This is a genomic window from Aggregatibacter actinomycetemcomitans (assembly GCF_003130205.1).
GTDB lineage: Bacteria > Pseudomonadota > Gammaproteobacteria > Enterobacterales > Pasteurellaceae > Aggregatibacter > Aggregatibacter actinomycetemcomitans_A.
In genome coordinates, this window is the sequence record NZ_NRDF01000003.1 from 1 (window position 1) to 24,706 (window position 24,706).

At 43.9% G+C, this 24,706-nt stretch carries 17 protein-coding genes; 12 read left to right on the forward strand and 5 right to left on the reverse strand.

Going from position 1 to position 24,706, the window contains the following annotated elements:
* Positions 1–1,194 precede the first annotated feature (1,194 nt).
* From modA to pbpC, 8 genes are all read left to right on the forward strand, one after another.
* Positions 1,195–1,932 carry a molybdate ABC transporter substrate-binding protein gene (gene modA, locus DK423_RS03580; RefSeq protein WP_061886757.1) on the forward strand — a complete coding sequence of 246 codons (738 nt, stop codon included), beginning with the start codon at positions 1,195–1,197 and terminating at the stop codon, positions 1,930–1,932.
* Entirely contained in the window at positions 1,907–2,704 is a 798-nt protein-coding gene (locus DK423_RS03585) for an ABC transporter permease (RefSeq protein ID WP_061886320.1), read from the forward strand. Before modA ends, DK423_RS03585 begins: the two co-directional genes overlap by 26 nt.
* Positions 2,705–2,706: 2 nt before the next feature.
* On the forward strand, positions 2,707–3,321 hold the full coding sequence (locus DK423_RS03590; protein ID WP_005558897.1) for an ATP-binding cassette domain-containing protein: 615 nt from the start codon (positions 2,707–2,709) through the stop codon (positions 3,319–3,321).
* Positions 3,318–4,163, forward strand: a complete 846-nt coding sequence (gene modD / locus DK423_RS03595; protein WP_005558899.1) for a ModD protein — start codon at positions 3,318–3,320, stop codon at positions 4,161–4,163. The genes DK423_RS03590 and modD overlap by 4 nt, the downstream gene beginning before the upstream one ends.
* Positions 4,164–4,475: 312 nt before the next feature.
* Positions 4,476–5,924, forward strand: coding sequence for a metalloprotease TldD (gene tldD / locus DK423_RS03600; protein ID WP_005558901.1), 1,449 nt, complete (start codon positions 4,476–4,478; stop codon positions 5,922–5,924).
* 50 nt (positions 5,925–5,974) lie between these two features.
* Positions 5,975–11,746, forward strand: a complete 5,772-nt coding sequence (locus DK423_RS03605; protein ID WP_109043874.1) for an alpha-2-macroglobulin — start codon at positions 5,975–5,977, stop codon at positions 11,744–11,746.
* Positions 11,747–11,911: 165 nt separating this feature from the next.
* A complete protein-coding gene (locus DK423_RS03610) occupies positions 11,912–12,928 on the forward strand; it encodes a YeiH family putative sulfate export transporter (protein ID WP_005558907.1) in 1,017 nt (338 codons plus the stop codon).
* A 120-nt stretch (positions 12,929–13,048) separates the two neighbouring features.
* Entirely contained in the window at positions 13,049–15,406 is a 2,358-nt protein-coding gene (pbpC, locus tag DK423_RS03615) for a penicillin-binding protein 1C (protein WP_109043875.1), read from the forward strand.
* 109 nt (positions 15,407–15,515) lie between these two features.
* Here the strand turns inward: pbpC and DK423_RS03620 are convergent, their stop codons facing one another.
* The 3 genes from DK423_RS03620 to DK423_RS03630 all read right to left on the reverse strand — a co-directional run bounded on the left by DK423_RS03620 (position 15,516) and on the right by DK423_RS03630 (position 18,555).
* Positions 15,516–16,190, reverse strand: a complete 675-nt coding sequence (locus tag DK423_RS03620; RefSeq protein ID WP_005558910.1) for a 3-keto-L-gulonate-6-phosphate decarboxylase UlaD — start codon at positions 16,188–16,190, stop codon at positions 15,516–15,518.
* Positions 16,191–16,266: 76 nt separating this feature from the next.
* Positions 16,267–16,728, reverse strand: coding sequence for a PTS sugar transporter subunit IIA (locus DK423_RS03625; protein WP_005558912.1), 462 nt, complete (start codon positions 16,726–16,728; stop codon positions 16,267–16,269).
* 54 nt (positions 16,729–16,782) lie between these two features.
* Positions 16,783–18,555 (reverse strand): PTS ascorbate-specific subunit IIBC, encoded by a 1,773-nt coding sequence (locus DK423_RS03630; protein ID WP_005558914.1) that lies wholly within the window; start codon positions 18,553–18,555, stop codon positions 16,783–16,785.
* A gap of 346 nt (positions 18,556–18,901) precedes the next feature.
* On the opposite strand from DK423_RS03630, the gene ulaG reads away from it, so the two are divergent.
* From ulaG to araD, 4 genes are all read left to right on the forward strand, one after another.
* Complete coding sequence (gene ulaG, locus DK423_RS03635) at positions 18,902–19,993, forward strand: L-ascorbate 6-phosphate lactonase (protein WP_005558916.1); 1,092 nt, start codon at positions 18,902–18,904, stop codon at positions 19,991–19,993.
* A 91-nt stretch (positions 19,994–20,084) separates the two neighbouring features.
* Positions 20,085–20,834: an HTH-type transcriptional regulator UlaR gene (gene ulaR / locus DK423_RS03640; protein WP_005558918.1), complete on the forward strand. Its 750-nt coding sequence runs from the start codon at positions 20,085–20,087 to the stop codon at positions 20,832–20,834.
* A gap of 38 nt (positions 20,835–20,872) precedes the next feature.
* A complete protein-coding gene (locus DK423_RS03645; RefSeq protein WP_005558920.1) occupies positions 20,873–21,733 on the forward strand; it encodes an L-ribulose-5-phosphate 3-epimerase in 861 nt (286 codons plus the stop codon).
* Positions 21,727–22,422, forward strand: a complete 696-nt coding sequence (gene araD / locus DK423_RS03650; RefSeq protein ID WP_005558922.1) for an L-ribulose-5-phosphate 4-epimerase — start codon at positions 21,727–21,729, stop codon at positions 22,420–22,422. The genes DK423_RS03645 and araD overlap by 7 nt, the downstream gene beginning before the upstream one ends.
* 82 nt (positions 22,423–22,504) lie before the next feature.
* Here the strand turns inward: araD and DK423_RS03655 are convergent, their stop codons facing one another.
* On the reverse strand, positions 22,505–23,719 hold the full coding sequence (locus DK423_RS03655; RefSeq protein WP_005558923.1) for an aromatic amino acid transporter: 1,215 nt from the start codon (positions 23,717–23,719) through the stop codon (positions 22,505–22,507).
* A 667-nt stretch (positions 23,720–24,386) separates the two neighbouring features.
* Complete coding sequence (locus tag DK423_RS03665) at positions 24,387–24,650, reverse strand: GrxA family glutaredoxin (protein ID WP_005558927.1); 264 nt, start codon at positions 24,648–24,650, stop codon at positions 24,387–24,389.
* Positions 24,651–24,706: the final 56 nt, after the last annotated feature.

Sequence of the window (24,706 nt, forward strand, 5' to 3'; positions counted from 1 at the left end):
TTTTGTTTCCTATTTTAACCCCGTTTTCTAATAGGTTTCTTTCAATATACTTTCTCCATATCTTTATTTTTTGTTTCAATATAATTTAGAATTATAATTTCCACTATATTAAAATTCATAAGGTATCTTATCTAAATCAAAAGTTAGGTATTTACTCGCATTTTTTCGTTTATCTTTTTTATTCACCCCTTCTATTTGATTCCTTAGCCGCTCTTTATCTGTTTCAGAATAAAAATATATTATAATATCTCTTGAATTCGAGCTCTTTGTAAACTGCCTCTTTGTATTAAATAACTTTTTCTAATATAGTGTTTTTTTATCATATTTCAAAATAACAATGTGAATATGAGTCTTGATAACAGGAATAGTAAAACTTCTTATCAGGAAAATTTATTCTAAATAGTTTAATTCACTGATTTCACGAGTAGACTTATAGCTATCTTTTCTTGAAAAAATAATTTTAGCCGTTTTTCGACGATCTTGCTTATACCTAACTATACTTATTTTATACCAAGATCGATAGTCGTTTCTCTTAAATTAACCACATCACTATTTTTATCATATAAAGGCGACTCATTATTTCTTGTAATATATTTAGAATTATTTTTCATAATTTTATCATTTTTAGCTATACCAGTTATTTTAACAACAATATGATTCGAGTTTCTTAGGTTAATATTGGGCTAAAATTTTTGCTTTCTGGATATTATATAAATGTGATTATTCTTTGTCTCTTTATGTTTTTACTTGGTGTTATTCTTTTAATTATAACCGCAGTAAGATTTTCTTTATCGTGCCTTAATTAAAGTATAATTGCAATATTATTTTATTAATACTAATAAGGTATTTTGTCAAATTCTACGTTAGTTTCTAATAATAATTGTCTCATTTCATCTAACTTTCATTCTTCCACTGGAATATTTGATTTGATTGCAAGTCGGAATAAATTTCCTAAACTATTTAGATTATTTCTGGCTTGCTGAAGTTTAGAAAATTTTTGTTTTAAAAAAATAGGGATAATGGATAAATCATTAAAGAATATAAAATCATCAAAATTTACGCACCATTGCGCGTCAGACTTTGAAAGCACATGATAAAACACCAAAAAAATCCACCGCACTTAAAAAATCATCGCTATAATTAAATTTATATAACCAATGTGCTATATTTACTTTCTTTGTAATGGAGGATGAAATGAAAAAATTAGCAATAGTAGCAGCGGTGATGATGACCGCATTTTCTGCGCAAGCGGCGGAATTATATTTGTATGCCGGCGCGGGGTTGAAAGATCCGGTTGAGAAAATTGTGCAACAGTTTGAAAAAGACACGGGCAACAAAGTAACGGTGGAATATGGTGGTTCGGGGCAGATTCTGGCGCGTTATAACACGGTGAAAAGCGGTGATTTGTTTTTGCCCGGTTCGGCAGATTATGTTGAAAAACTTACACAGGCAGGGGAAACCAAAGCCACCGCGCCGGTGGTGTTGCATATTCCGGTGATGGCAATTCGTCGGGATAAAAGCGCCAGCATTGATTCTTTTAAAGCCTTGGCGGAAAGCAAGTTACGTTTAGGCATTGGTGATAGCAAAGCGATGGCGTTGGGCAAAGGCGCGGAGAAGATCTTTGAATTGTCGGGCTATCAACAACAGTTGAATGATAAGGTTGTGGTGAGAGCCGCGACGGTAAAACAGTTGATGTTATATTTATTGAATGGGGACGTGGATGCGGCGGTTGTCGGACGTTCAGGAGCATGGAAAGTGCGCGATAAAGTCACCATTTTGCCTAATCCGCAAGGCACACTGGAAGAAAAAGTGACGGTGGCTTTGCTTTCTTCTTCGAAGCATACGGCGGAAGCGCAACAATTATTTGATCTTTTTAAATCCGAGCAAGGTGTGAAATATTTTGTTGATGAAGGCTTCTTACCTGTTAAATAAAAGCCTTGGTTTAAAGTTAGCACTGATTCCGTTGATGATTTTATTATTGATCGTGGTAGGTTCGGTGCTTTATTTAATGGCGCAGCTGGATTTTCATTTTTTCAAACAGGTGCTCTTTGATGCGGAGCTTCATTTTGCGTTGGGAATGTCATTGGGATCGTCTTTAATTTCTCTGTTTCTCGCGTTTTGTCTTGCTGTGCCGAGTGCGTGGTTGATGAGTCAAGTGCGGTTACCTTTGCAGAAAGTTATTGATACCTTTCTTGATTTACCCATGGTTTTGCCGCCTTTGGTCACCGGGTTAAGTTTATTGCTTCTATTTAATTCACAAGGCATTTTGAGTCAGTGGATTCCTTCGATCAGCCAATGGATTTTCAGCCCCGTTGGCATTGTGGTGGCGCAAACGTATATCGCGTCGTCTATTTTATTGCGCGGCACAAGAGGCATTTTTTCGTCTTTTGATCAAGGTTATCGGTTTGCAGCATATAGCTTGGGATTATCGCCTTTCAAAACCTTATGGAAAATTGAATTACCTATGTGCTGGAAGCCGTTATTAGGCAGTGTGATTTTGGCATGGTCGCGGGCGATCGGGGAATTTGGTGCCACGCTAATGCTTGCCGGTGCAACCCGATTTAAAACGGAAACTTTGCCGATGGCGGTATACTTGAATATTTCCAGCGGTGATTTTGAAATTGCTATTGGCGCATCATTGTGGCTACTGTTTATTTCTGCTTGTTTGTTGATGCTTCTACGAATTGTAAATCGAAATGTGTAATGATGCTGAAGATTGAACATTTATCTGCCGGTATTCTGCAAAATATTTCCCTGTCAGTGCAGGCGGGCGAATGTGTCGCCATTGTGGGGGAATCGGGCAGCGGCAAAACCACGTTGTTAAACGCCATTGCCAGTTATATGGATTATTCCGGCACCATCAGATTAGCCAATCAATCGCTGGATAACTTGGCGCCATGGCAACGAAATTGTCGTTATTTAAATCAACGACTCTATTTGTTTCCCCATAAAACCGTTAGCGGCAATTTAACGCTGGCGAACCCCCATACGTCATTTGAAGTGCAAATGGCATTATTGGAAAAATTAAAAATTGCCCATTTAATCGATCGCTATCCTGGTCAGTTATCCGGTGGTGAACAGCAACGGGCTGCGTTTGCCCGGGTATTAATCAATCCGCCGAATTTGTTACTGCTCGATGAACCTTTTTCTTCCCTGGATTGGCAAACCCGCGTCCATATTTGGCGAATGTTAAACACATTAAGGCGGGAATATCAAATAACCACGCTTTTGGTGACGCACGAACTCAAAGAAGCAGAGTATTTAGCAAACCGAACAATTTCGCTTAAGCAAGGACAATTCCCTGATAAGGACAACCCATGATTTACTTTTCAGACAAAGAATTTAATGATTTTTTATTGGAAGATATTTATCGCGGTGATCTCACCACCCATGCTTTGGGGCTGGATGACGTTTCTGCAAGAATATTATTTAAACGTAAAAACACAGGGATTGTAGCGGGGATGGCGATTGCGGAAAAACTGTTACGTAAGCTAGATGTTCAAGTAAAGGTTCATGTTGCGGACGGCGAGAATGTGACCGCCGGTACATTACTGTTAAGCGCCGATGGAAGAGCCGATAAATTACATCAGGCGTGGAAAGTAGTTCAACTGGTGCTGGAATGGTCTTGTGGCGTGGCGCAATATACCGCCGAAATGATTGCCAATGCGAAAGCAATCAACCCACAGGCGGTCGTGGCATGTACCCGTAAAAGCATTCCGAATACGCGTAAACTGGCAACTGCTGCGGTGCTTGCCGCCGGCGGACATATTCATCGCCAGGGGCTAAGCGAAACCTTACTTGTGTTTACCAACCATCGTAATTTGCTGGATAATCCGACCGATTATCAAGAAATCGTTTCCCGCTTGAGACGAGAAGCCCCGGAAAATAAAATCACATTGGAAGCCGATGATTTCCCGCAATTTGAACAAATGCTTGCAGCAGAACCGGATATTATTCAGTTGGATAAATGGTCGCCTGAACAGGTTCTACAGGCATTGGTTTTGGTTAAAGAACTGGGCAAAAAAACGCTGCTCTCCGTTGCCGGCGGTGTGAATAAAAACAACGTGGCAGATTATGCCAAGTTAGGGATAAATTTATTTATCACCTCCGCGCCTTACTATGCCCCGCCGGAAGATATTAAAGTGGTGATTGAACGGAGATAAATAAAAACACCCTTAAACATGACCGCACTTTTATTTTAAAATAGTTAAAAAACACAACGCAGAAATTCTTAAAAAACATTATTAAAAGTGCGGTTAAAAAACACATTAAATTTTCACCGCACTTTTTATTCCCCCTCTGCAATTCAACAAAATAGAATTTATACCCTTAAATAAATTGCGGATAACCCTCTCTTTTTTCTTTGGAAAATATCGGATTTATTGCCATTTTCAGGTAACTTTCCTTTTCGGTTTTGGCGGAAAATACGTTATAATCCCGACCAATTTTTTATCGATAAAATGACCGAGATTTCTATGTTAAAAAAAGTGACCGAAAGTTTATTGGCGCAGAGCCATTTGACGCTTGCGGATTTGCCGAATGTGTTTGATACCTTAGCGCAGCGCAATGTGGATTATGTGGATTTGTATTTTCAGCTCAGTCAGGACGAGAACTGGGTGCTGGAAGACGAGATTATTAAGGAAGGCGGGTTTCATATTGATCGCGGCGTGGGCGTGCGTGCGGTGAGTGGTGAGAAAACCGGTTTTGCCTATTCCGATCAAATTAATTTAGCCAATTTGCAGCAATGTGCGCAGGCAGTGCGCGGGATTGCGCAACCTTCTCAATGTAATTTTATTCTGCCGGTGAAGTTTAACCCGGTGGACGCGCCTTTGCGTTATCAGCCGATTAACCCGTTGCACAGTTTAAGCCAGGAACAAAAAATCGAGCTCTTGCATTTGGTGGACAAAACCGCCCGTGTGGCGGATCCGCGCGTGGTGCAGGTGAATGCCGGTTTAAGCATGGTGTATGAAGAAATGCTGGTGGCGGCGACCGACGGCACGTTGGCGGCGGATATTCGTCCGCTGATTCGTTTGTCCGTTTCCGTGTTGGTGGAACAAGACGGTAAGCGTGAACGGGGCGGCGCAGGTGCGGGCGGGCGTTTCGCTTTGGATTGGTTCTTTGAAAACTATAACGGCGAGCAAAGAGCGGTTTATTTTGCCAAAGAAGCGGTGCGCCAGGCGTTGGTGAATTTAAGTGCGATGGCAGCGCCGGCAGGGTTAATGCCGGTGGTGTTGGGCGCAGGTTGGCCCGGCGTGTTGTTGCATGAAGCGGTTGGACACGGCTTGGAAGGCGATTTTAATCGCAAAGAAAGCTCTTTGTTTAGCGGCAAAATCGGTGAATTGGTGACATCACCACTGTGTACCATTGTGGACGACGGCACGTTAATGGATCGTCGCGGTTCCGTTACGGTGGACGATGAAGGCGTGCCTAGCCAACATAACGTTTTGATTAAAGATGGTATTTTGCAGAAATATATGCAGGATAAAATGAATGCCCGCTTGATGGGCGTGCAGCCGACGGGGAACGGTCGCCGTGAATCTTATGCCCATTTGCCGATGCCGCGCATGACCAACACTTATATGCTGGCGGGCAAAGATAAATTTGAGGATTTGGTGGCATCGGTAGAACACGGGATTTTTGCACCGCACTTTGGTGGCGGGCAAGTGGATATTACCTCCGGCAAGTTCGTGTTTTCCACCTCCGAAGCCTATTTGATCGAAAAAGGCAAAATCACCAAGCCGGTGAAAGGGGCAACCCTTATCGGCAGCGGCATCGAAGTGATGCAAAATGTGTCTATGGTTGCTGATGAAGTGGAATTGGATCATGGTGTGGGCACTTGCGGTAAGGAAGGTCAAAGCGTACCGGTAGGCGTGGGGCAACCGGCGTTGAAAATCGATCAGATTACCGTGGGCGGCACAAACTAACAGACGTGAAATTGATTAGCAGAATATTATTTTAGGAACGGAGAAGTCCTATGCAGGGAAAAATAAAATTTTCAGTACTTAGCGCACTCGTGCTGGCTGCCACAGCAGGCGGCGCTTATTGGTATCAACACCAAAAAACTGATGGCAGCAATGCGATTAAAGTGAAATTTAATCCTATTGAGCAAACGTCTTACAGTCAATCCGGTGAAGGGCAAACGACAAATACAATTTACCCGTTGAACGTGGAATTTAGCGGCGCGGCAGCACCTATTGACAAAGTAAAAAGCGAAATCACCCAAGGTATAAAAATGGAACCTGTCATTGAGGGGAAATGGATTTGGTCAAGCGACTATTTGCTTAGCTTTACCCCGACACAGGACTGGCCGACAGGGCAAGAATATAAAATTACCTTGGATAAGAAAGTATTAAATCCAAGTTTGACTTACGCCAAATCCGTTACGGATACCCATTCCGTGAAAACTCAGCCTTTTAGTGTGGTGGAATCCGAATCGGAGTTTTATCAGGATCCGAATTTATCCCATATTCGCCATGCGTTGACCCATTTGGTATTTTCCAATCCGGTAGATCCGAAAGACTTGGAAAAAGCGGTTGAAGTGAATTTGGTGCATAAAAATCAAGATCAGTCGCTGAATTTGATTAACCCGCTGAAGTTTAAAATTCGTTATTCCGATAATAGGCTGGAAGCTTGGATTAGGTCCGATGAACTTTCTTTATCCACCCAGCCGAATCAATTCGTACAGACCAAAATCAGCCGGGCATTACGCGCGAAAACCGGAGTGAATACTTTAGAAAGAGAAATTACCAAACTGGTGCAGGTGCCGTCGAAATACAGTCTGCAAAATTCCTACAACAGCTTCAAAATCGTTAACAATCAGAAAAATGAAGCAGATCAGGTACTAACTTTCAACTTTAATTATGGGGTGAAAGGGAAAGACATTGCCGATAATTTAAGCGCGGTGTTACTGCCTGAACCGCTGGAAGGTAAAAGCTGGGAAGTGGAAAAATTAACTGAGGCCGTAGTGAAGGGCGGTGAACGCATTCAACCTGAACTTATTCCAAGCGAACGTCCGTATGCCAACAATCAATCCTTCCGTTTTAATATTCCGGAAGGGCGTTGTCTTTATTTGCAGTTGGATAATAAATTCACCGCATTGGGTGGTTACCAATTGAAAAAAGCTATCGGTAGCCTGGAATGTGTGCCAAATTATCCGACGTATGTGAGCTTTGTGGGCAAAGGTTCCTTATTGTCTCAATATGGCGATGGCAAAGTTACACTTGCTGTGCGCAATACAGACCGTGTGCGATTGGATATTGGTCGTGTGCAAGCGGAACAATTGCGCCATGTGGCAAATTTGAACAGCAACAATTTCCAAAAACCGGATTTGGGCAACTTGAAATTTGACGATATAGCAACCTTTAAAACGGAAACCCTGACCGTTGCCAATCGCGATCCGCGCAAATCCGATTATCTCAGCGTGGATTTATCACAAAGAGGCTTACCGAAGCAAGGGATCTTCTGGGTGAAGGCAAGTGCGGTCAATGCTAAGGATAAATCTGAAGGCGGTGGTTTAAAAGACAGTCGTGATGGCGATGGCTACTATTTTGATGTTGATCCGGATTCACAAAAAAGTGATTATCGTTTAATCATCTTGACAGATTTAGGTATCATCGCCAAAAAAGCGGCGGACGGCACACAATCCGTATTTGTACAATCAATTGCAAGCGGAGCGCCGGTTTCAAGTGCTCTGGTGAAAGTGATTTCCCGTAATAACACTATTATCGCCAGCCAATACACTAACAGGCTTGGCGTTGCCCAACTCCCTTCTTTAGAGAATTATAAGCAGGAGCTTGAGCCGGTGATGTATTTGGTGACACGCGGGCAAGATCAGTCATTCTTGCCGATTGATAAATCCGACCGTACATTAGATTTCTCCCGGTTTGCTATTCACGGCCAGGAAATGTCACAGGAACAAAATGCTATTAAAACGTTCCTGTTTAATGATCGTGGCATTTATCGTCCGGGCGAGTCTGTCTATATTGGCATGATCAGTAAGGCTTTGGATTGGAAAAAATCCTTAGCCAATGTGCCGTTGACACTGGAAATCACCTCGCCATCCGGCAAAACCCAGTGGCAAAAGAATATTCGTGTGAGCGAAAGCGGGTTTAATGAGCTGACTTACCCGTTATCGGATAGTGCGGAAACCGGCGAATGGCTGGCACATATTTATATTGGCCAGCAACAGGAAAAAATTGATGTAGGTTCCATGACATTCCAAGTGCAGGAATTTGAACCGGATACCTTAAGAATAAATACGATGTTTGATAACAGCCAACAGCTCGGCTGGGTTTCACCACAAGATTTGAATGCTACCGTGCATTTAACCAATTTATTCGGCACACCGGCACAAAAACGCAGAGTGGCAGCGAATATTATGTTGCACGCTATTTTCCCAAGTTTTCCGCAGTATAAAAATTATCAATTCTATGATAATCAACGTAACAAAAATGCAATCCTGTTAGAAACTGAATTGCAGGATCAAACGACAGATAATAACGGTAATGCGATTTTTGCCTTGAATTTGGAGCATGAAGCGGAAAATACCGTACAAATGTTGTATTTCACTGCGGACGGTTATGAAAATAATAGCGGTCGCGGTGTCTCTAAAGTGCAATCGATATTGGTTTCTGCGCAACCTTGGTTAGTGGGCTACAGCAGCGCGCAAGACTTAAATTATTTAAGAGAAAAGCGCGAGAGCAAGGTAAATTTAATCGCCATTAATCCAAGCTTGCAAAAAACCTCAGTGCGAGGGTTAAGTGCGGTGTTAATGGAACGTAAATATGTTTCCGTGCTAACCGAGCAACGTTCCGGTGCCTATAAATATGAATCCAAAATGGTAGAAAGCCAGCTGGATGAAAAACCGCTTAATATCGATCAGAACGGTTCGGATTTTGCTTTGAATACCGAGCGTAGCGGCGATTTCGTGTTAGTGATTAATAATCAATACGGCGAAACCGTCAATCGCATTCCTTATACGGTTATCGGTAACAGCAACGTTACGGTTGCCATGGATAAAAACACCGAACTTAAGTTGAATCTGAACAAAAAACAATTTATGCCGGGTGAAGAAATCGAAGTGGCAATTAACGCGCCTTATGCGGGCAGCGGTTTAATCACTATCGAACGCGAGCGTGTGTATACTCATAAATGGTTTAAATCCACAACCAATCGTTCGGTACAACAAATCAGAATCCCGGAGAATTTTGAAGGCAGCGGTTACATTAATGTGCAATTCTCCCGCGATATGCAATCTGATGACATTTTCACCAGCCCGCTAAGTTATGGTGTGGCACCATTTAGTGTTAATGTCGATAACCACCGTTTGAATGTAAATCTGAGTGCGCCGCAACAAGTGAAATCCGGTGAGAAAGTCAAATTTACGTTATCTACTGATAGACCAAGTAAAGCCGTGATTTATGCGGTGAACGAAGGCATTTTGCAGGTGGCGGGGCATAGACAGGAAGATCCGTTACAATTCTTCTTCCCGAAATATGCGTTGCAAGTGGAAACCTTGCAAATTCTGGATTTGATTTTGCCGGAATTCCGTAAAGTGTTGCAGTTTGCGCAAACCGGTGGTGACGCCGAAGAAACTGCAGCACTAGAAAAGGCCATCGCAGCGAATACCAATCCGTTTAAACGTAAAACCGACAAACCGGCGGTGTTCTGGTCGAATATTATCGATGTGGACGGCACAAAAACTGTGAATTATCAAGTGCCGCAAGGTTTTAACGGCAATCTTAAAGTGATGGCGATTGCTGTGACAAACGATGGTTTGCAAATGAATATCGGTCAAACGGAAACCTTAGTGCGTGATGATATGGTGTTGTCACCAACCGCCCCGATTACTTTAGCGCCGAACGACGAAACCAAAGTGAGTCTGACTGTTTCCAATAACACGAAAAGCAAGCAAAACGTTCTGGTTCAACTCAATGTGGCGCCGCAATTCCAAGTGTTGAGTAATGCGCAAACCGCGATTATGTTGGAACCGATGAGCGAAGGTGTAGTGAATTTCCAATTGAAAGCTACGGACCTGCTTGGCAGCGGTATTTTATACTTCACTGCCGCGTATTTGAATGAACAGCAACAACCAGCGCAGGTTGAGCGAAAATACGGTATTTCCGTTCGTCCGTTAACGGCAAAGCAGCAGTTCATCAAAGTGGGTGAAGTGGCGGCAAACCAACAGGCTCAAAGCGGCTTTCCGAATGTGTTATTCCCGCAACTACGCGAGCAAAGCGCGCTGATTTCGCCTGCACCGTTAGCCTTGGCGCAAGGCATAAGCAGTTATTTAGGCAATTACGACAATTTATGCACGGAGCAGATTATCAGCGCCGCTATGCCGAATTTGTTATTTACCAATAATCCTGAATATCAAAGCTTGCTGGGGATCTTGTCGCAAGTGGGAGATAACACTGCGACACAAAGTAGCAAACAGCAAATTCAGAGTAATCTGAACCGCGTCTTTAGTTTGTTACCGGCACGTCAAACTGTTAACGAAGGTTTTGGCTTGTGGTCGGGATTAGATGAGGATGACGGATTCTTAACCGCTTATGTGGCGCATTTTCTAATTGAAGCGCAAGAACACGGTGTGCAATTGCCGGCGGCCTGGATCACGCCAAATGGCTTGTTTAATAAATCCATCACAGCGTTAGAGCGTTTAAGCCGCCCTGAAAGTGAAGATGATTTAGCCATGTTGCGCCAGCGCGCTTATGCCACTTATCTATTAGCACGTTTAGGGCAAGTGCCAAGTGACAGTTTGCTGTCTATTCGCAGCCTATTGGAACAAAATTTCAAAGCGGAAGAATGGCGATTCGATTTAACCGTAGCTTGGCTGGCAGGCGCTTATCAGTTGGTGAAACAGGAAGAAGATGCGGATAATCTAATTAGCAATGTGATGGCGAAATTCAATAATCCGCAGCCTAAAAACACGTGGTTCTACCGAGATTATTTGGATCCGTTGATTGAGAAGGGGGCGGTTTTGTATGTATTAGCGCGTCATTTCCCTGAGCAGGCGGAACAATTATCCGACACCCTATTAAGTAGCATCGTGCAGGATTTAAACGACAATCGTTATAATACCTTGTCTTCCGCTATGGTGTTGTTGGCGTTAGATGCTTATAGTAAGCAACACGCCGAACAAGTTGCAAACCTGCAGATTCAGCAGGACGGGCAAAATATTGGCAGCGTGCAGGGTGCTTTTGTGTTGGCCAATATCAATGCGGATAACGCGCAATTAAATTTTGTCAACCAAGGCACGCAAAAAGCCTGGTATACCATTAGTCAATCCGGTTATGTGCAGCAGGCGCCTGCTGAAGCTATTAAAAACGGCGTAGAAATCGACCGCACTTATTTAGATCAAGAAGGCAAACCGGTGACTTCCGTGAAACTTGGCGATGTGATTAATGTACAAGTTAAGGTGCGTTCATTACAAAATGAACTGGATAATATGGTGATTACTGATCTCTATCCGGCCGGTTTTGAAGTGGTGAACAGTAATGGTGATGAAACCGTGAATGTCAAAGAAGGTGACATAATTTATATGTTTAACTTCATTCATCGCGATTTGCGTGAAGATCGTATGTTGAGTTACGGTTCAGTGGGTGACACTACTACGGTGATTAACTACCAATTAAAAGCCGTAAACACGGGTAAATTCCAAATTCCTCGCGCCTATACGGAAAATATGTATAACCGCACGGTGAACGCACAGTCTGCCGATAAAGGTTATATTGAAGTTATACAATAACTGTTTGAAAAATAAAAACTCTCCTTCAGTTCGACGGAGAGTTTTTTATTTTCTGCAATAAGCCATACTTCTAGTTTTATGCATTAAAGTGCGGTGAGAATCAACTGCATTTTTTTATTTTCTCGGCGTATAATGAAGCCTCTTTTCCCTTTTATAACATATAAGATGAAAAATCGAACATTATACTTAGGGCTAATTTGTGTCGCTTTTTTAGCACTTATAGCCGAAAAAATAAGCCAAACGACATTTGCTCTTCAGTTACATTTAAGTGCATTAATCATCGCAATTTTGCTGGGGATGATATTTGGCAATAGCGTTTATAAAGGATACGAGCAGCACCTTGAAAAAGGCATTTTATTTGCAAAAGGACAAATTTTACGGATAGGGATTGTATTGTATGGCTTTCGGCTTACTTTGCATGACATTGCGCAGGTCGGTGTAAACGCGATTTTAACGGATGCTCTGATGTTACTCTCTACATTTTTTCTGACCTGCTCCATCGGGATCCGTTACCTTAAAATGGATAAGCAACTTGTTTATCTCACAGCTTCCGGTTGTAGTATTTGTGGCGCTGCTGCAGTGATGGCGGCAGCGCCGGTCACCAAAGCGGAATCTCATAAAGTTTCGGTCGCAATTGCTGTGGTGGTGATTTTTGGTACACTTTCCATTTTTCTTTATCCGTCTTTATATTCTTGGGTAAATGTATTGGTTACCCCGCACCAGTTTGGCATTTATGTGGGTTCCAGTGTGCATGAGGTAGCTCAGGTGTATGCCATAGGTGGCAATATTAGTCCCGTTGTAGCGAACACGGCAGTCATCACCAAAATGATTCGGGTAATGATGCTGGCGCCCTTCTTGCTGGGATTGTCTTGGTTGCTTAACAAAGATTCTCAAGGCGGGGAACAACGTAAAATTACTATTCCATGGTTTGCCCTTTGGTTTATTGCGGTTGCAGTATTCAATTCTTTCAATTTATTGCCGGATTTTTTAGTGAAACTTTTAGTCGAACTGGATGCTTTTTTACTTGTTGCTGCGATGGCGGCATTAGGATTAACTACGCACCTCGGCGCAATTAAACAGGCAGGATTAAAACCATTAATTCTCGGCACATTGATTTATATTTGGTTAATCGTCGGCGGCTTCCTTTTGAACTATGAAGCAGATCTCTTTTTCTCGTTGTAGGAAAAGTGATTTGGTTGTGGGTTGTTTAATTCAAAAGTACATTATTATTTTTAATATTTTATTAAAGTATATCAAGAATATACCACACTTTTCTTAGTGTTTTTATCCATAATTGATTTTATGTCACAGATATCCCGTAAAAGTCTTTATTTTGTTCTATGCGGCTTATTGCTTACATGCATAGGGGGGCGTTTTTTACCTCACATTCCGTTAAAACAGCGTTTCCCTTATTCCATCGCAGTATATGACGAACAGCAGAATCTGTTACGCCTGACCACGGCAAAAGATCAGAAATATCGTCTTTGGACGCCGTTGGAAGAACTTTCGCCGCAATTGGTAGATGCGGTGTTATTTCAGGAAGACGAATGGTTTTATTATCATTTCGGGGTCAATCCTTACGGTTTATTGCGCGGAGCGACACAAACCTATTTATTCGGCGGCTCACCACAAGGCGGTTCGACCATTACCATGCAACTGGCGCGGATATTGTGGAAGATTGATAGCCGCACCATCGGCGGAAAAATCGAGCAGATTCTGCGCGCCATTCAGCTGGAATTACAGTATTCCAAACGGGAAATTCTGGAAGCCTATTTCAATTTTGCTCCTTATGGACGAAACATTGAAGGGGCGGGTACGGCGAGCCTGATTTATTTTAACCGGGCCAGTAAGAACCTGAACTTGGCGGAAGCCATGACTTTGGCGATTTTGCCGAAAAATCCGAACGCTTACATTCAGCAAAACAATCAGCAACTTAATGCGCAGCTTTTTAATGCGCGTAATAAACTCTATGCTCGCTGGGTGGAAAGTCATCCTAAAGATCGTCAATGGCAGTCGCATTTTAAATTAAATTATCCGTTACGCCCCCTTGAAAAACTCCCGTTTTTTGCACCGCATTTTACCGATCAAGTATTGCAACAATACGCTGAAAGCGAGGCGATTCAAAACGGACGAATCGTTACCGGCTTAAACAGCGGTTTACAGCGTTTGGTGGAGCGTATTAGTCTGCGTTATCTGCAACAGCAAAAGCCGTATGGCGTGAACAATCTTGCCGTTCTGCTGGTGAACAATCGCACCATGCAAATTAAGGCGCTGGTGGGTTCCGGCGATTATTTTAATCAACATATCAGCGGGCAGATTAACGGCACGCTGGCAAAGCGATCTTACGGTTCCACGTTAAAACCGTTTATTTATGGCTTGGCGTTTGATCAGGGTTTGGTACATCCCAAAACAATTTTAAAAGACCTGCCGACCACCTTCGCCGATTATCAACCGGAAAATTATGAAGGCAATTTTCTGGGCCCGGTGAGCGTCACGCAGGCGTTGCTGCAAAGTCGTAATATTCCGGCGGTGGACATGGCGCAACGGTTGAAATATCCCGATCTTTACGATTTGCTTAAACAGGCAAAAATCACCTTGCCGAAGGAAAAAGCACACTACGGGTTGTCATTAGTGCTGGGCGGTGCGGAGCTTTCCATGCAACAACTGGCGGGGCTATATGCCGCTCTTGCCAATGGCGGGCAATGGCGACCGTTACACACGTTAAAAAGCGCGCTCGCAACGCAAAGCGCCACCTTATTAAGCCCCGAAAGCAGCTATATGTTGGGCGATATTTTATCGCAGAACATTCGCACCGATATTTACAACAAAGCCATCAAAACCAAACTGCCCATTTACTGGAAAACCGGCACGTCGAATGGCTTGCGAGATGCCTGGACGGCGGGCTATTTCGGTAATTACACGCTGGTAGTGTGGCTCGGCAATTTTAACAATAAAAGTAACCCGCACTTTATCGGTCGCCGCCTTGCCGCACCGTTATTTTTACAACTGGCGGACGGCATCATTGCGCAATACCCGAACATGAAAAATCCGCTTAGTCGTGACAAATTGAAATTAACGGAAGTCCCTGTGTGTGCCGCCGACGGCAATCTGCCGAACAAATATTGTCAGCAGCTCACGAAAACCTTGTTTATCCCGGGTAAGTCGCCTATTCAGGTGAGCAATACCTATCAACAATTACGCGTGCGCAAAGGCACAGACGTCCTGGCTTGCGCAACGGATCCGAATGCGCAAACGGAGCAAAAAATTTATGAAATCTGGGGCAGTGACTATCAAAAAATGTTTGCGCAGGCGGGCATCATAAAACGCAATCCCATCGTCAACGTCGAATGCCCTTACGAGCAACAAAACCAATCCTTGCAACAAATTACGTATAATCCACTGAAGATGACATCGCCACTGGAAAACCGCACTTACTACATCAATATGAACAGCCCGGAAAACCACATTCCGCTGACCGCCACAACCTCCGGCGAAGTTCAACACCTTTATTGGTTTGTGAATAACGTCTACTTAGGCGAAAGCCCCGCATCCAAAGCCTTCTTATGGCAACCCGCCAAAAGCGGCACCTACCAAATCACCGTCGCCGATGAACAAGGACACAGAACCGGTGTGAGCGTGGTGGTGAGTGTGGTGAGGTAGGGGGAAAATAAGGAAGAGGGGAAGCGATAAACGTTAAAATTCGCTGTAAAAATAGACCGCACTTGACGTTGCTCGATCAAAGTGCGGTCATTTTTTTCAGTGTTTTTAATTACCAGTATTGATTGATTTGTTCGCGAATGGCTTCGGCGGTGGCTTTGCCGTTTTCGCCTACTAATGCGCGGCCTGCGATGAAGGCTTTGGCGTTTTTGATGTCTTTGAATAAATGAATGTCTTTTGGCACGATGCCGCCGGTGATGGAGAGTTCAAGCCCTAAAGCCGATAATTGTTTCATGAGTTCTAAGTCTTCCGCTGTCCAACTTTTGCCGGCGAGTTCGGCATCCCGTGAGCGGTGGTAAATGGCTTGTGTCACACCCAACGCAACCCAGTCTTTAGCATCATCTAATGTCCAGTTGCCGTAAATTTCAATTTGGATTTCTTTTTTCACTTTGAGATTCGGGTGTTCTGCATTGAATTCATCGGCAACTTTTTTGCATGCCGCTTTAGTGGCAGGGTGGGCAGCGGCGGAGACGGTGAGCCAGTCGGCACCGGCTTCAAATGCCATTTTGGCTAGAATTGCGCCGCCGTCGGTGGTTTTCAGATCGCACACGATGATATGGTCCGGGTGTAATGCGCGTAGGGTGGAAACTGCTTTCATACCTTCAGCGCAGGCAAGAATCGTGCCTACTTCAATGATTTCCACTAAATTTTCCGCTTGTTTGGCATCTGAGACAGCTTTTTCCAGATTGAGTGAATCTAAGGCGATTTGAAGTAATGGTTTATTCATTTTTGTTTTCCTCTGTTAATTTTCATTCATAAAAGTGCGGTTGATTTTGGCGATGTTTTTCAACCTTGAAGTTAGGTTACGCATTTAATGCGGCATCAATAATGGCGAGAACTTCTTCCGTGGTTTTGCAATCCAGGAATTTTTGGATATTCACGCCGTCATCGCTGTCGGGATCGTCGAAAATTTGAGTGATTTCCATGATGCCTTCCATGTGGGAATTGGAATCGCTACCGGCAAGGGTGAGTAGCACGGAAATGGATTCGCCGTCGAGATCTACCGGCGTGCTTAATGTGGTTAAGCCGAATGCGGTTTTGATTACGCCTTCTTCCGGGCGGGCGTGCGGCATAGCAAGCCCCGGGGCAAGAACGATATAAGGTCCGAACTTTTTGATGTTGTTTACAATATTGTCGTAATAACGCGGTTCGATGGCACCTGAAGCGACTAGTAAATCTGTACCGATTTTAATGGCTTCTTCCCAGTTGGATGCAGATTGGTCGAGTCTGATGGAATTATTTTCGATAAGGGATTCTTTTAGCATGACGTTACTCCTTTTGAGGCCTAACTTCCCCTACCTTGCAGGGGAAGTCAGTGATTAGGCAGAATGATGTTTATTGATTAATTCGACCAATTCATCGCCGAAAGAGCCGGGGTTAAGCATATTTTGCACGCCGAGTACGGCTTTGCCTTCGCCCACTTCAATTTCGCCGGCTAAGTGTTTGGATGCAACGATAATATCTACTTCGTTGAGTTTACCTTTGTAGTCGGTCACTGCGCAGGAATCCATAATATTCGGAATGCCACGTTTGTCCAGATAACCTTTGATCTTCATTTTCATCATCATGGAAGAACCTTGACCGGAACCACATACGGCTAAGATACGAATCGGGCGCTCGCCGCTTTGTTCGGCAGGTTGAGCTTCACGTTGTATTTCGGTGACAGGTTCGTCGTCTAAGTTGTAACCGTCCATTTGCTCTAAGGTTCTGCCTGCAGCAGTTGCAGCGGCTTCATCAGCACGCAATTTTTTAGAGGCAAAGAACATATAAACCAGGGAGAGTGCGACGATAATAAAGAAGAAGAATCGGATGCTCACAATACCTTGCAAAACAGGCGGGAATAATAACGCCCAGTCTGCCATACCCATCCAGCCATTAAAGGTAGTGCCTTGGGTTGCGAAGAGTTGAATAACCCAGGCGGAACCCAATACTTCAATGATCCCCATCACAAAACAGATTTTCATGACCGCTTTCCAACCGCCGAAGTGGTTGGCGAAGACGCCGATGGTGGCGTTAGAGAAGAACATCGGGATAAAGCCCGGAATGATTAAAATCGGTGCGCTGAAGCCGAGCAGGATACCTACCGCCACGAATTGACCGATGGCACCCCACATGAAACCGAATACCATGGCGTTCGGGGAGAAAGCGTAAATCGCCGCGCAGTCAATGGCGAGTACCGCATTTGGAATCACCCGTTCGGAAATCCCTTTAAAGGCTTCCGATAACTCGGCGACGAACATACGCACACCCATAACGATAATTTGAATGGCAACGGCGAATTTTAAACCGGTTTCTAAAATGTAAATTGACCAGTGGGTTTTGCCCGCCATGGTCTGCAGATTATCCAATCCGAAGGAAAGTAAAATAATGCCGAAGAATACGGACATAACAATGGCTGTGGCAGAGATGCTGTCGTGGAAAATGTGTAACCATTTCGGTAAATCCATGTGATCCACGTTGTTGTTTTTGTCACCCAGTTTCGGTGCGATTTTAGTGGCAATCCATGAGGCGACCTGTTGTTGGTGACCAATGGAGAAGCCGGCACCGCCGGTAACGGATTGGGTGGCTTTATACATAATATTGGAGGAAATACCCCAATATAACGCCATGATGACTGCTGTATAAATAATGGTTTCCCACATAGAGGCGCCGATGATCATATAGAACACCGCAACCAAACCCGCCTGCTGGAACATGATATGGCCGGTAAGCATGATGGTACGAATACCGGTAAAGCGTCGGAATACCACTAATAAAATGTTCAATGCCAGCGCCAATAATACGGCATAGCCGACCCAACCGTAGTTATCGCCCATGGTTTGGATGGTCGCTTGCATACTGGTGTAAGGGTCAATGACCGCACCGGTTAAATTATGGAACTTCGCCAGATTTTCAATAATTGGTTTAAAACCGGCAACCAAGGTCGCTGCTCCCACTTGTACCAACATAAAGCCTACGATGGTTTTAATCGTGCCTTTGATAATGGTTGCCGTGTCTTTTCTTAACAGAATATAACCGATACAGGCTACGATACCGAGCAGTAAGGGCGCTTTAGATAGGATCTGTTCGTTGATCCACATGAAGATTTCCATGGTAATGCTCCTTGAAATGTAGAGTTAATATAAATATTCATGCGTAAACTTCGTTTGTTGGCGGCGGATAATAAATATTTATAATGATTTTTCAAAGATTTTTTTTGATAAAATGTGAGCGATGTCACGATTTATTTTATTGAAATACTTATGTGTGATTAAAAATTTAGAATCAAGAGTTGGCGTTGTTATCTAAGGTTAAAACGTTAGCTAAGTCTGGAATTTAATAAATTTTTAACATATTTTAATAGAAAAATTTAAAAAAAAGATTCCATTAATGAAAATGATTGTTTATGATTATAAATGATTAAATTATTCTACTAAACCTAAAACAAGGAGTTATTGTATGGCTAAAGTTAATGAAATTACCCGTGAAAGCTGGATCCTTTCTACTTTTCCTGAATGGGGCACTTGGTTAAATGAAGAAATTGAGAACGAAGTCGTTCCCGAGGGCAATTTTGCCATGTGGTGGTTAGGTTGCGTCGGTGTGTGGATAAAAACTCCCGCGGGCGCCAATATTTGCATGGACTTATGGTGCAATCGTGGTAAGAGTACTAAAAAAGTAAAAGATATGGTGCGCGGTCACCAAATGGCGAACATGGCGGGCGTGCGTAAATTACAACCGAACCTGCGTGCCCAGCCAATGGTTTTGGATCCGTTTGCCATTAACGAAGTGGATTTCATTTTAGCTTCCCATTATCACAGCGATCATATTGATGTAAACGTCGCGGCAGCAATCGTGAATAACCCGAAATTGGATCATGTGAAATTTGTTGGTCCATGGCATTGCGCTGAATTATGGAAAAATTGGGGTGTACCGGAAGAACGCATCATTATCGTTAAACCGGGTGATATGGTGAAATTAAAAGATGTTGAAATTTATGCCTTGGATTCTTTCGACCGCACTTGCCTGGTGACATTGCCGGTGGAAGGTGCGGAAGAGAGAGGTGGCGAATTAAAAGGGCTTTGCCCGTCTGATGAAGAAATGGGGCGTAAAGCGGTGAACTATGTGTTCAAAACACCAGGTGGTAATATTTACCATGGTGCAGATTCGCATTATTCCATTCAATTTGCCAAGCACGGTAAAGATTTCGATATTGATGTGGCATTGAATAACTATGGTGAAAATCCGGTGGGTATTGCCGATAAAATGACTTCAATTGATTTACTCCGTATGGCAGAATGTTTGCGCACCAATGTTATCATTCCTGTTCATCACGACATTTGGACCAACTTTATGGCGAGTACCGATGAAATTCTTGCGCTCTGGCGTATGCGTAAAGATCGTTTGCAATATAAATTCCATCCGTTTATCTGGGAAGTCGGTGGTAAATATGTGTACCCGCGTGATAAAGATTTGATTGAATATCATCATCCGCGCGGTTTTGATGATTGCTTTGAGCAGGAACCGAACATTCAGTTTAAATCCATGCTTTAGGTTAAATAAAATATTGCCGTCGCTTTTTAGCGGCGGCAATTCTCAGGCGGTTCATTAGGTTATGGATGTAGGAAATGAAAAGGAAAACATAATGAACGAACGTTATCGTCATAATCAAATATTAGATTTACTGAAAGAGCGAACCCTTCTTTCGACCAACGAAATTATCGATACCTTTAACATCTCGCCGGCAACAGCACGTCGCGATATTAATAAATTAAATGCGCAAGGGTTGCTTAGGAAAGTCCGCAACGGCGCCGAATACCTTGCCCTTAACGGTAAAAAATATGCACAGCCCCGTGTTGTTAATAATGCCGAAGAAAAACAACGCATTGCCGAAGCCGCAGCAAAACTTTGTGAAAATGGGCAAAGTGTCGTACTGACTTGCGGCACCACCATGCAAATGCTGGCGGATAGCCTGTGCGGACGCAATGTACAGATCATTACCAACTATTTGCCTTTGGCTAATTTCCTCATTGAACATAATCATGACGATGTCGTCATTATGGGCGGTCAATACAATAAAAATAAAGCGGTGACTCTATCCCTGAACTCCACTAACGAACCGGCTTATGCCGCCAATATTATGTTTACCAGTGGCAAAGGCATGACCACAGACGGCTTATACAAAACGGATATGATTATCGCTAATTCGGAACAGCATATTTTATCCAAGGTCAGCAAACTGGTTGCGTTGGTTGACAGCTCAAAGCTCGGACGTGAAGTAGGCATGTTGTTTAGCGAATTGAAAGATATTGATTTACTGGTGACTGGAAAAGAAGCCGATCCAAAGATTATTCAAGAATTAAGAGACAAAGGATTAGAGGTTATTCTTGCCTGATGTGGCGTACTGCTGATCCATAAGTAAAGGAGTGTATTGTGAGAAAACATAAATTGGGTATTTATGAAAAAGCCCTGCCGAAAAATATTAGCTGGCAGGATCGCCTGTCCATCGCCAAAGCCTGCGGTTTTGATTTTGTCGAAATTTCTATCGATGAAAGCGATGAGCGTTTGGCGCGTTTGGATTGGAGCGAAAAAGAACGCATTCAGTTGGTGCAAGCCATTATCAAAACCGGCGTCACTATTCCTTCCATGTGCCTTTCCGGGCATCGTCGTTTCCCTTTCGGCAGTCGTGACGAAGCAACCCGCGCTAAAGCTCATGAAATCATGGAAAAAGCCATTAAATTAGCCGTCGATTTAGGCATTCGTACCATTCAGTTGGCGGGTTATGACGTATATTACGAAGAGCAGGACGCAGGCACTATTCAACGCTTCCAAGAGGGCTTGCAATGGGCGGTGGAACTGGCGGCAAGTAATCAAGTGACTATGGCGGTGGAAATTATGGATACGCAATTTATGAGCTCCATCAGTCGCTGGAAAAAATGGGATGACATTATCAAATCGCCGTGGTTCACCGTGTATCCCGATCTCGGCAATTTAAGTGCGTGGAACGATAACGTGGCGGAAGAATTGAAGCTGGGCATCGACAAAATCTCCGCCATTCACCTGAAAGACACTTACAAAGTCACCGACACCTGCAAAGGACAATTCCGTGACGTACCGTTCGGTGAGGGGTGTGTGGATTTTGCCGCCTGTTTCAGAACATTGGCAGAATTGAATTATCGCGGTGCATTCTTAATTGAAATGTGGACGGAAAAAGCGGAAGAACCGATTGCGGAAATTATTAACGCCCGTCGTTGGATTGAACAAAAAATGAAAGAAGGTGGTTTTCCATGTTAGAAGCACTTAAAGAAAAAGTCTTAAAAGCGAATATGGCGTTACCGAAATACAATTTGGTGACTTTCACTTGGGGCAACGTTTCCGCCATTGAGCGCGAAAAAAATCTGGTAGTGATTAAACCATCCGGCGTGGAATACGATGTCATGACCGCCGAAGACATGGTGGTGGTGGATTTATTCACCGGCAAAGTGGTTGAAGGCAGCAAAAAACCGTCTTCCGACACGCCGACCCACTTGGAATTGTATCGCGAGTTCCCGACCATCGGCGGCATCGTGCACACCCATTCCCGCCACGCCACCATCTGGTCACAAGCCGGCGAAGATCTTATCGCCGCAGGCACCACCCATGCCGACTATTTCTACGGTGCCATTCCTTGCACCCGCAAAATGACCCCGGCGGAAATTCAAGGCGAATATGAATTAGAAACCGGCAAAGTTATCGTGGAAACCTTCCGCAAACGCGGTATCGAGCCGAAAGATGTCCCTGCCGTATTGGTGCATTCCCACGGCCCATTCGCCTGGGGAACGGACGCCGACAACGCCGTGCATAACGCGGTGGTGCTGGAAGAAATCGGCTACATGAACCTGTTCAGCCGCCAACTCCGCCCGAATCTACAACCGATGCAACAAGAATTGCTGGATAAACATTATCTGCGTAAGCACGGTAAAAACGCTTATTACGGGCAGTAATACGCCTCATTAAAATCCATCTTAAAAACCGACCGCACTTTGATCTTCCCGAGCAAAGTGCGGTCGGTTTTTTCAGTGTTTTTTACCCCACCACAAACGGCAAGTAGCCCGCGCGGATGGCGAAGGGGATGGAGGTGATAATCACGCCTAAGACCAAAACCACCATCAGCGTTAAATTGCCGCCCCAGACTTTGTATGGCAGGTTCGGGTGGATTTTACGTGCTTTCCAGACGAGGGCGACCGGTAGGACGACGGCGTAGAAAGCGAACATTTGTCCGGCGTAGCCTAAGGCTAAAATGAAGCCTTGCGGGTAGAACAGGGCGAAGATGATAGGCGGAACGAATGTGAATAAACCCAGAGAAATGCGTCCTGCGTGAACATTAAATGAACGTTTCAGCAAGTCTTCGATACATTCCAATAAGCCGATGCCGACGCCTAAAAATGAGGTGATTAGCGCCAGGGTTGAGAAGATTTTTACTGCGTTTGCGATGATGCTGCTTTGCGTAATGGTTAAGGTGGCGGTGACCAAACCGTTCAGCGTAGCATCCTGTTGTAAGATTTGTAAAAACGCGTTTTGGGTCAGCAAGCCGTGGGTGGAAAGTTGCCATAACATGTAGGCGAATAAGGTGATACCCGAGCCGACCAAAATGGAGATTCTCAGGGCTTTCACATTGCCGCCGAGGTATTTGTTCAGGCTTGGAATGGAGCCGTGGAAGCCGAATGCGGTGAAAAATACCGGACCGGCGGAAATGATGAGGGCGTTATCAATGGGCATTGCCATGAGATTATCGAATTTGATCGCCGGCAACATGAGTGCCAATACCACGATGAATGTGCCGAGCATGGTGAAAAATAATAAGCGGTTGATTTTATCGACGCTGTGCGTACCGATGACGATAAATGCGCCGAAGAAAAGTGTAAAAATTAATACGGCGATTTTGCCGGTGGTGTCGCCGTCGGCGATGGTCGGCAGTGTGTCAGCCAATAAGGAGCCGCCGCCACTGATGTAAGCGGCGATGAGGGCGTATAAGAAAATGATTAATACGGCGGTGGCGATAATGCGTCCCGGGCGACCGAAATATTGTTCGGCAAGGGTGCCGATGCTGGCGTCGCTCGGTGCGGTTTGGTAAAGTTCTACGAATAACAGCGCGGTAAAGGTAAGTAATCCCCACAAGCCTAATAATAAAAGTAAAGTGAAACTAAATCCGATGCCGGCGGAGGTGAGCGGCATTGCCAGCATGCCCGCGCCAATCATGGTTCCTGCCACTAGCAGCGTACTGCCTATGGTTTTGTTCATAGATTTTCCTTGTTGTGTATTTAAAAGTTGACGAAGATTGTATTTTAAATTTTACATTCTGTAAAACAAAGATCGTGATATAAGTCACAAAATCTTAATCTTAGGTGAAATTTATTAAACATTTTCATTCCACTGTAAGGATTTTGTCATGATATTATCTAATTGTTTTCAGGATTTATACACATCACCACCACGCCTATTTTATTCCCCGGGCAAATCACCAAATGTAGATTATAGCCAAATCAGTTATTGCATCTCTGAATCTTATGTAACGAATTATTTACAGTTAGGCTAGGATAGCCTCACCGTTATCGTGCCGAAATGGTGTGATGGCAGTTACCGGGGGATCAGGATAAATTCCGTATACCAGGGATTTTTCGTGATGTTTATCTGTTGGAACGGGACGCGCAGTATTTGCAGGATTTTTTCATTAAAATGGAACTGAAGGAGGATTTCAACGAAGCGAAAATCTCGGTGGAGTGTGACTTTTCCGACGGCGCGGCGCGTGAGGTTCCGTGACAATTATTTGACCCGCGGCAGCGTTTGGCGGCGGAAAATCATTGTTCGGGATTTGAGCAAATTATTCTAGCGGAGTAGACTGTACTATTGTTTTATCATACAGAAAAATCTAAATGTTTTTCTCACCGCACTTTTTTATTAAGCGAAATTAATCAATATCGCCAAACTGCTCGTTCATTAAGGCTTCAAAATCGGTGCAACCGCCGATGGGGTTGTCATCAATCAGAATCTGCGGCACGGTTTGTACCGGCTTGCCGATGATCTTGGCAATGTCTTCTTTGCTCATGCCTTGTTCAATAGTGTCGATGTAACGATAATCAAAATTTTCCACGGCATTTTTTAATTTTTCCGCTAAGGTTTTGGCGCGAACGCAATAAGGGCAACTTAGGCGACCATAAATTGTAACGAACATAATGTTTCCTTTTTGAGTGAATTTGTGCTGATTTTAAGGATTCGCGAAAAAAGAAT

Bases quoted from the DNA above. Each gene is read 5' to 3' on its own strand.
- modA (WP_061886757.1), top strand. From the start codon at position 1,195: ATGAAAAAATTAGCAATAGTAGCAGCGGTGATGATGACCGCATTTTCT.
- DK423_RS03585 (WP_061886320.1), top strand. From the start codon at position 1,907: ATGAAGGCTTCTTACCTGTTAAATAAAAGCCTTGGTTTAAAGTTAGCA.
- DK423_RS03590 (WP_005558897.1), top strand. From the start codon at position 2,707: ATGCTGAAGATTGAACATTTATCTGCCGGTATTCTGCAAAATATTTCC.
- modD (WP_005558899.1), top strand. From the start codon at position 3,318: ATGATTTACTTTTCAGACAAAGAATTTAATGATTTTTTATTGGAAGAT.
- tldD (WP_005558901.1), top strand. From the start codon at position 4,476: ATGTTAAAAAAAGTGACCGAAAGTTTATTGGCGCAGAGCCATTTGACG.
- DK423_RS03605 (WP_109043874.1), top strand. From the start codon at position 5,975: ATGCAGGGAAAAATAAAATTTTCAGTACTTAGCGCACTCGTGCTGGCT.
- DK423_RS03610 (WP_005558907.1), top strand. From the start codon at position 11,912: ATGAAAAATCGAACATTATACTTAGGGCTAATTTGTGTCGCTTTTTTA.
- pbpC (WP_109043875.1), top strand. From the start codon at position 13,049: ATGTCACAGATATCCCGTAAAAGTCTTTATTTTGTTCTATGCGGCTTA.
- DK423_RS03620 (WP_005558910.1), bottom strand. From the start codon at position 16,190: ATGAATAAACCATTACTTCAAATCGCCTTAGATTCACTCAATCTGGAA.
- DK423_RS03625 (WP_005558912.1), bottom strand. From the start codon at position 16,728: ATGCTAAAAGAATCCCTTATCGAAAATAATTCCATCAGACTCGACCAA.
- DK423_RS03630 (WP_005558914.1), bottom strand. From the start codon at position 18,555: ATGGAAATCTTCATGTGGATCAACGAACAGATCCTATCTAAAGCGCCC.
- ulaG (WP_005558916.1), top strand. From the start codon at position 18,902: ATGGCTAAAGTTAATGAAATTACCCGTGAAAGCTGGATCCTTTCTACT.
- ulaR (WP_005558918.1), top strand. From the start codon at position 20,085: ATGAACGAACGTTATCGTCATAATCAAATATTAGATTTACTGAAAGAG.
- araD (WP_005558922.1), top strand. From the start codon at position 21,727: ATGTTAGAAGCACTTAAAGAAAAAGTCTTAAAAGCGAATATGGCGTTA.
- DK423_RS03655 (WP_005558923.1), bottom strand. From the start codon at position 23,719: ATGAACAAAACCATAGGCAGTACGCTGCTAGTGGCAGGAACCATGATT.
- DK423_RS03665 (WP_005558927.1), bottom strand. From the start codon at position 24,650: ATGTTCGTTACAATTTATGGTCGCCTAAGTTGCCCTTATTGCGTTCGC.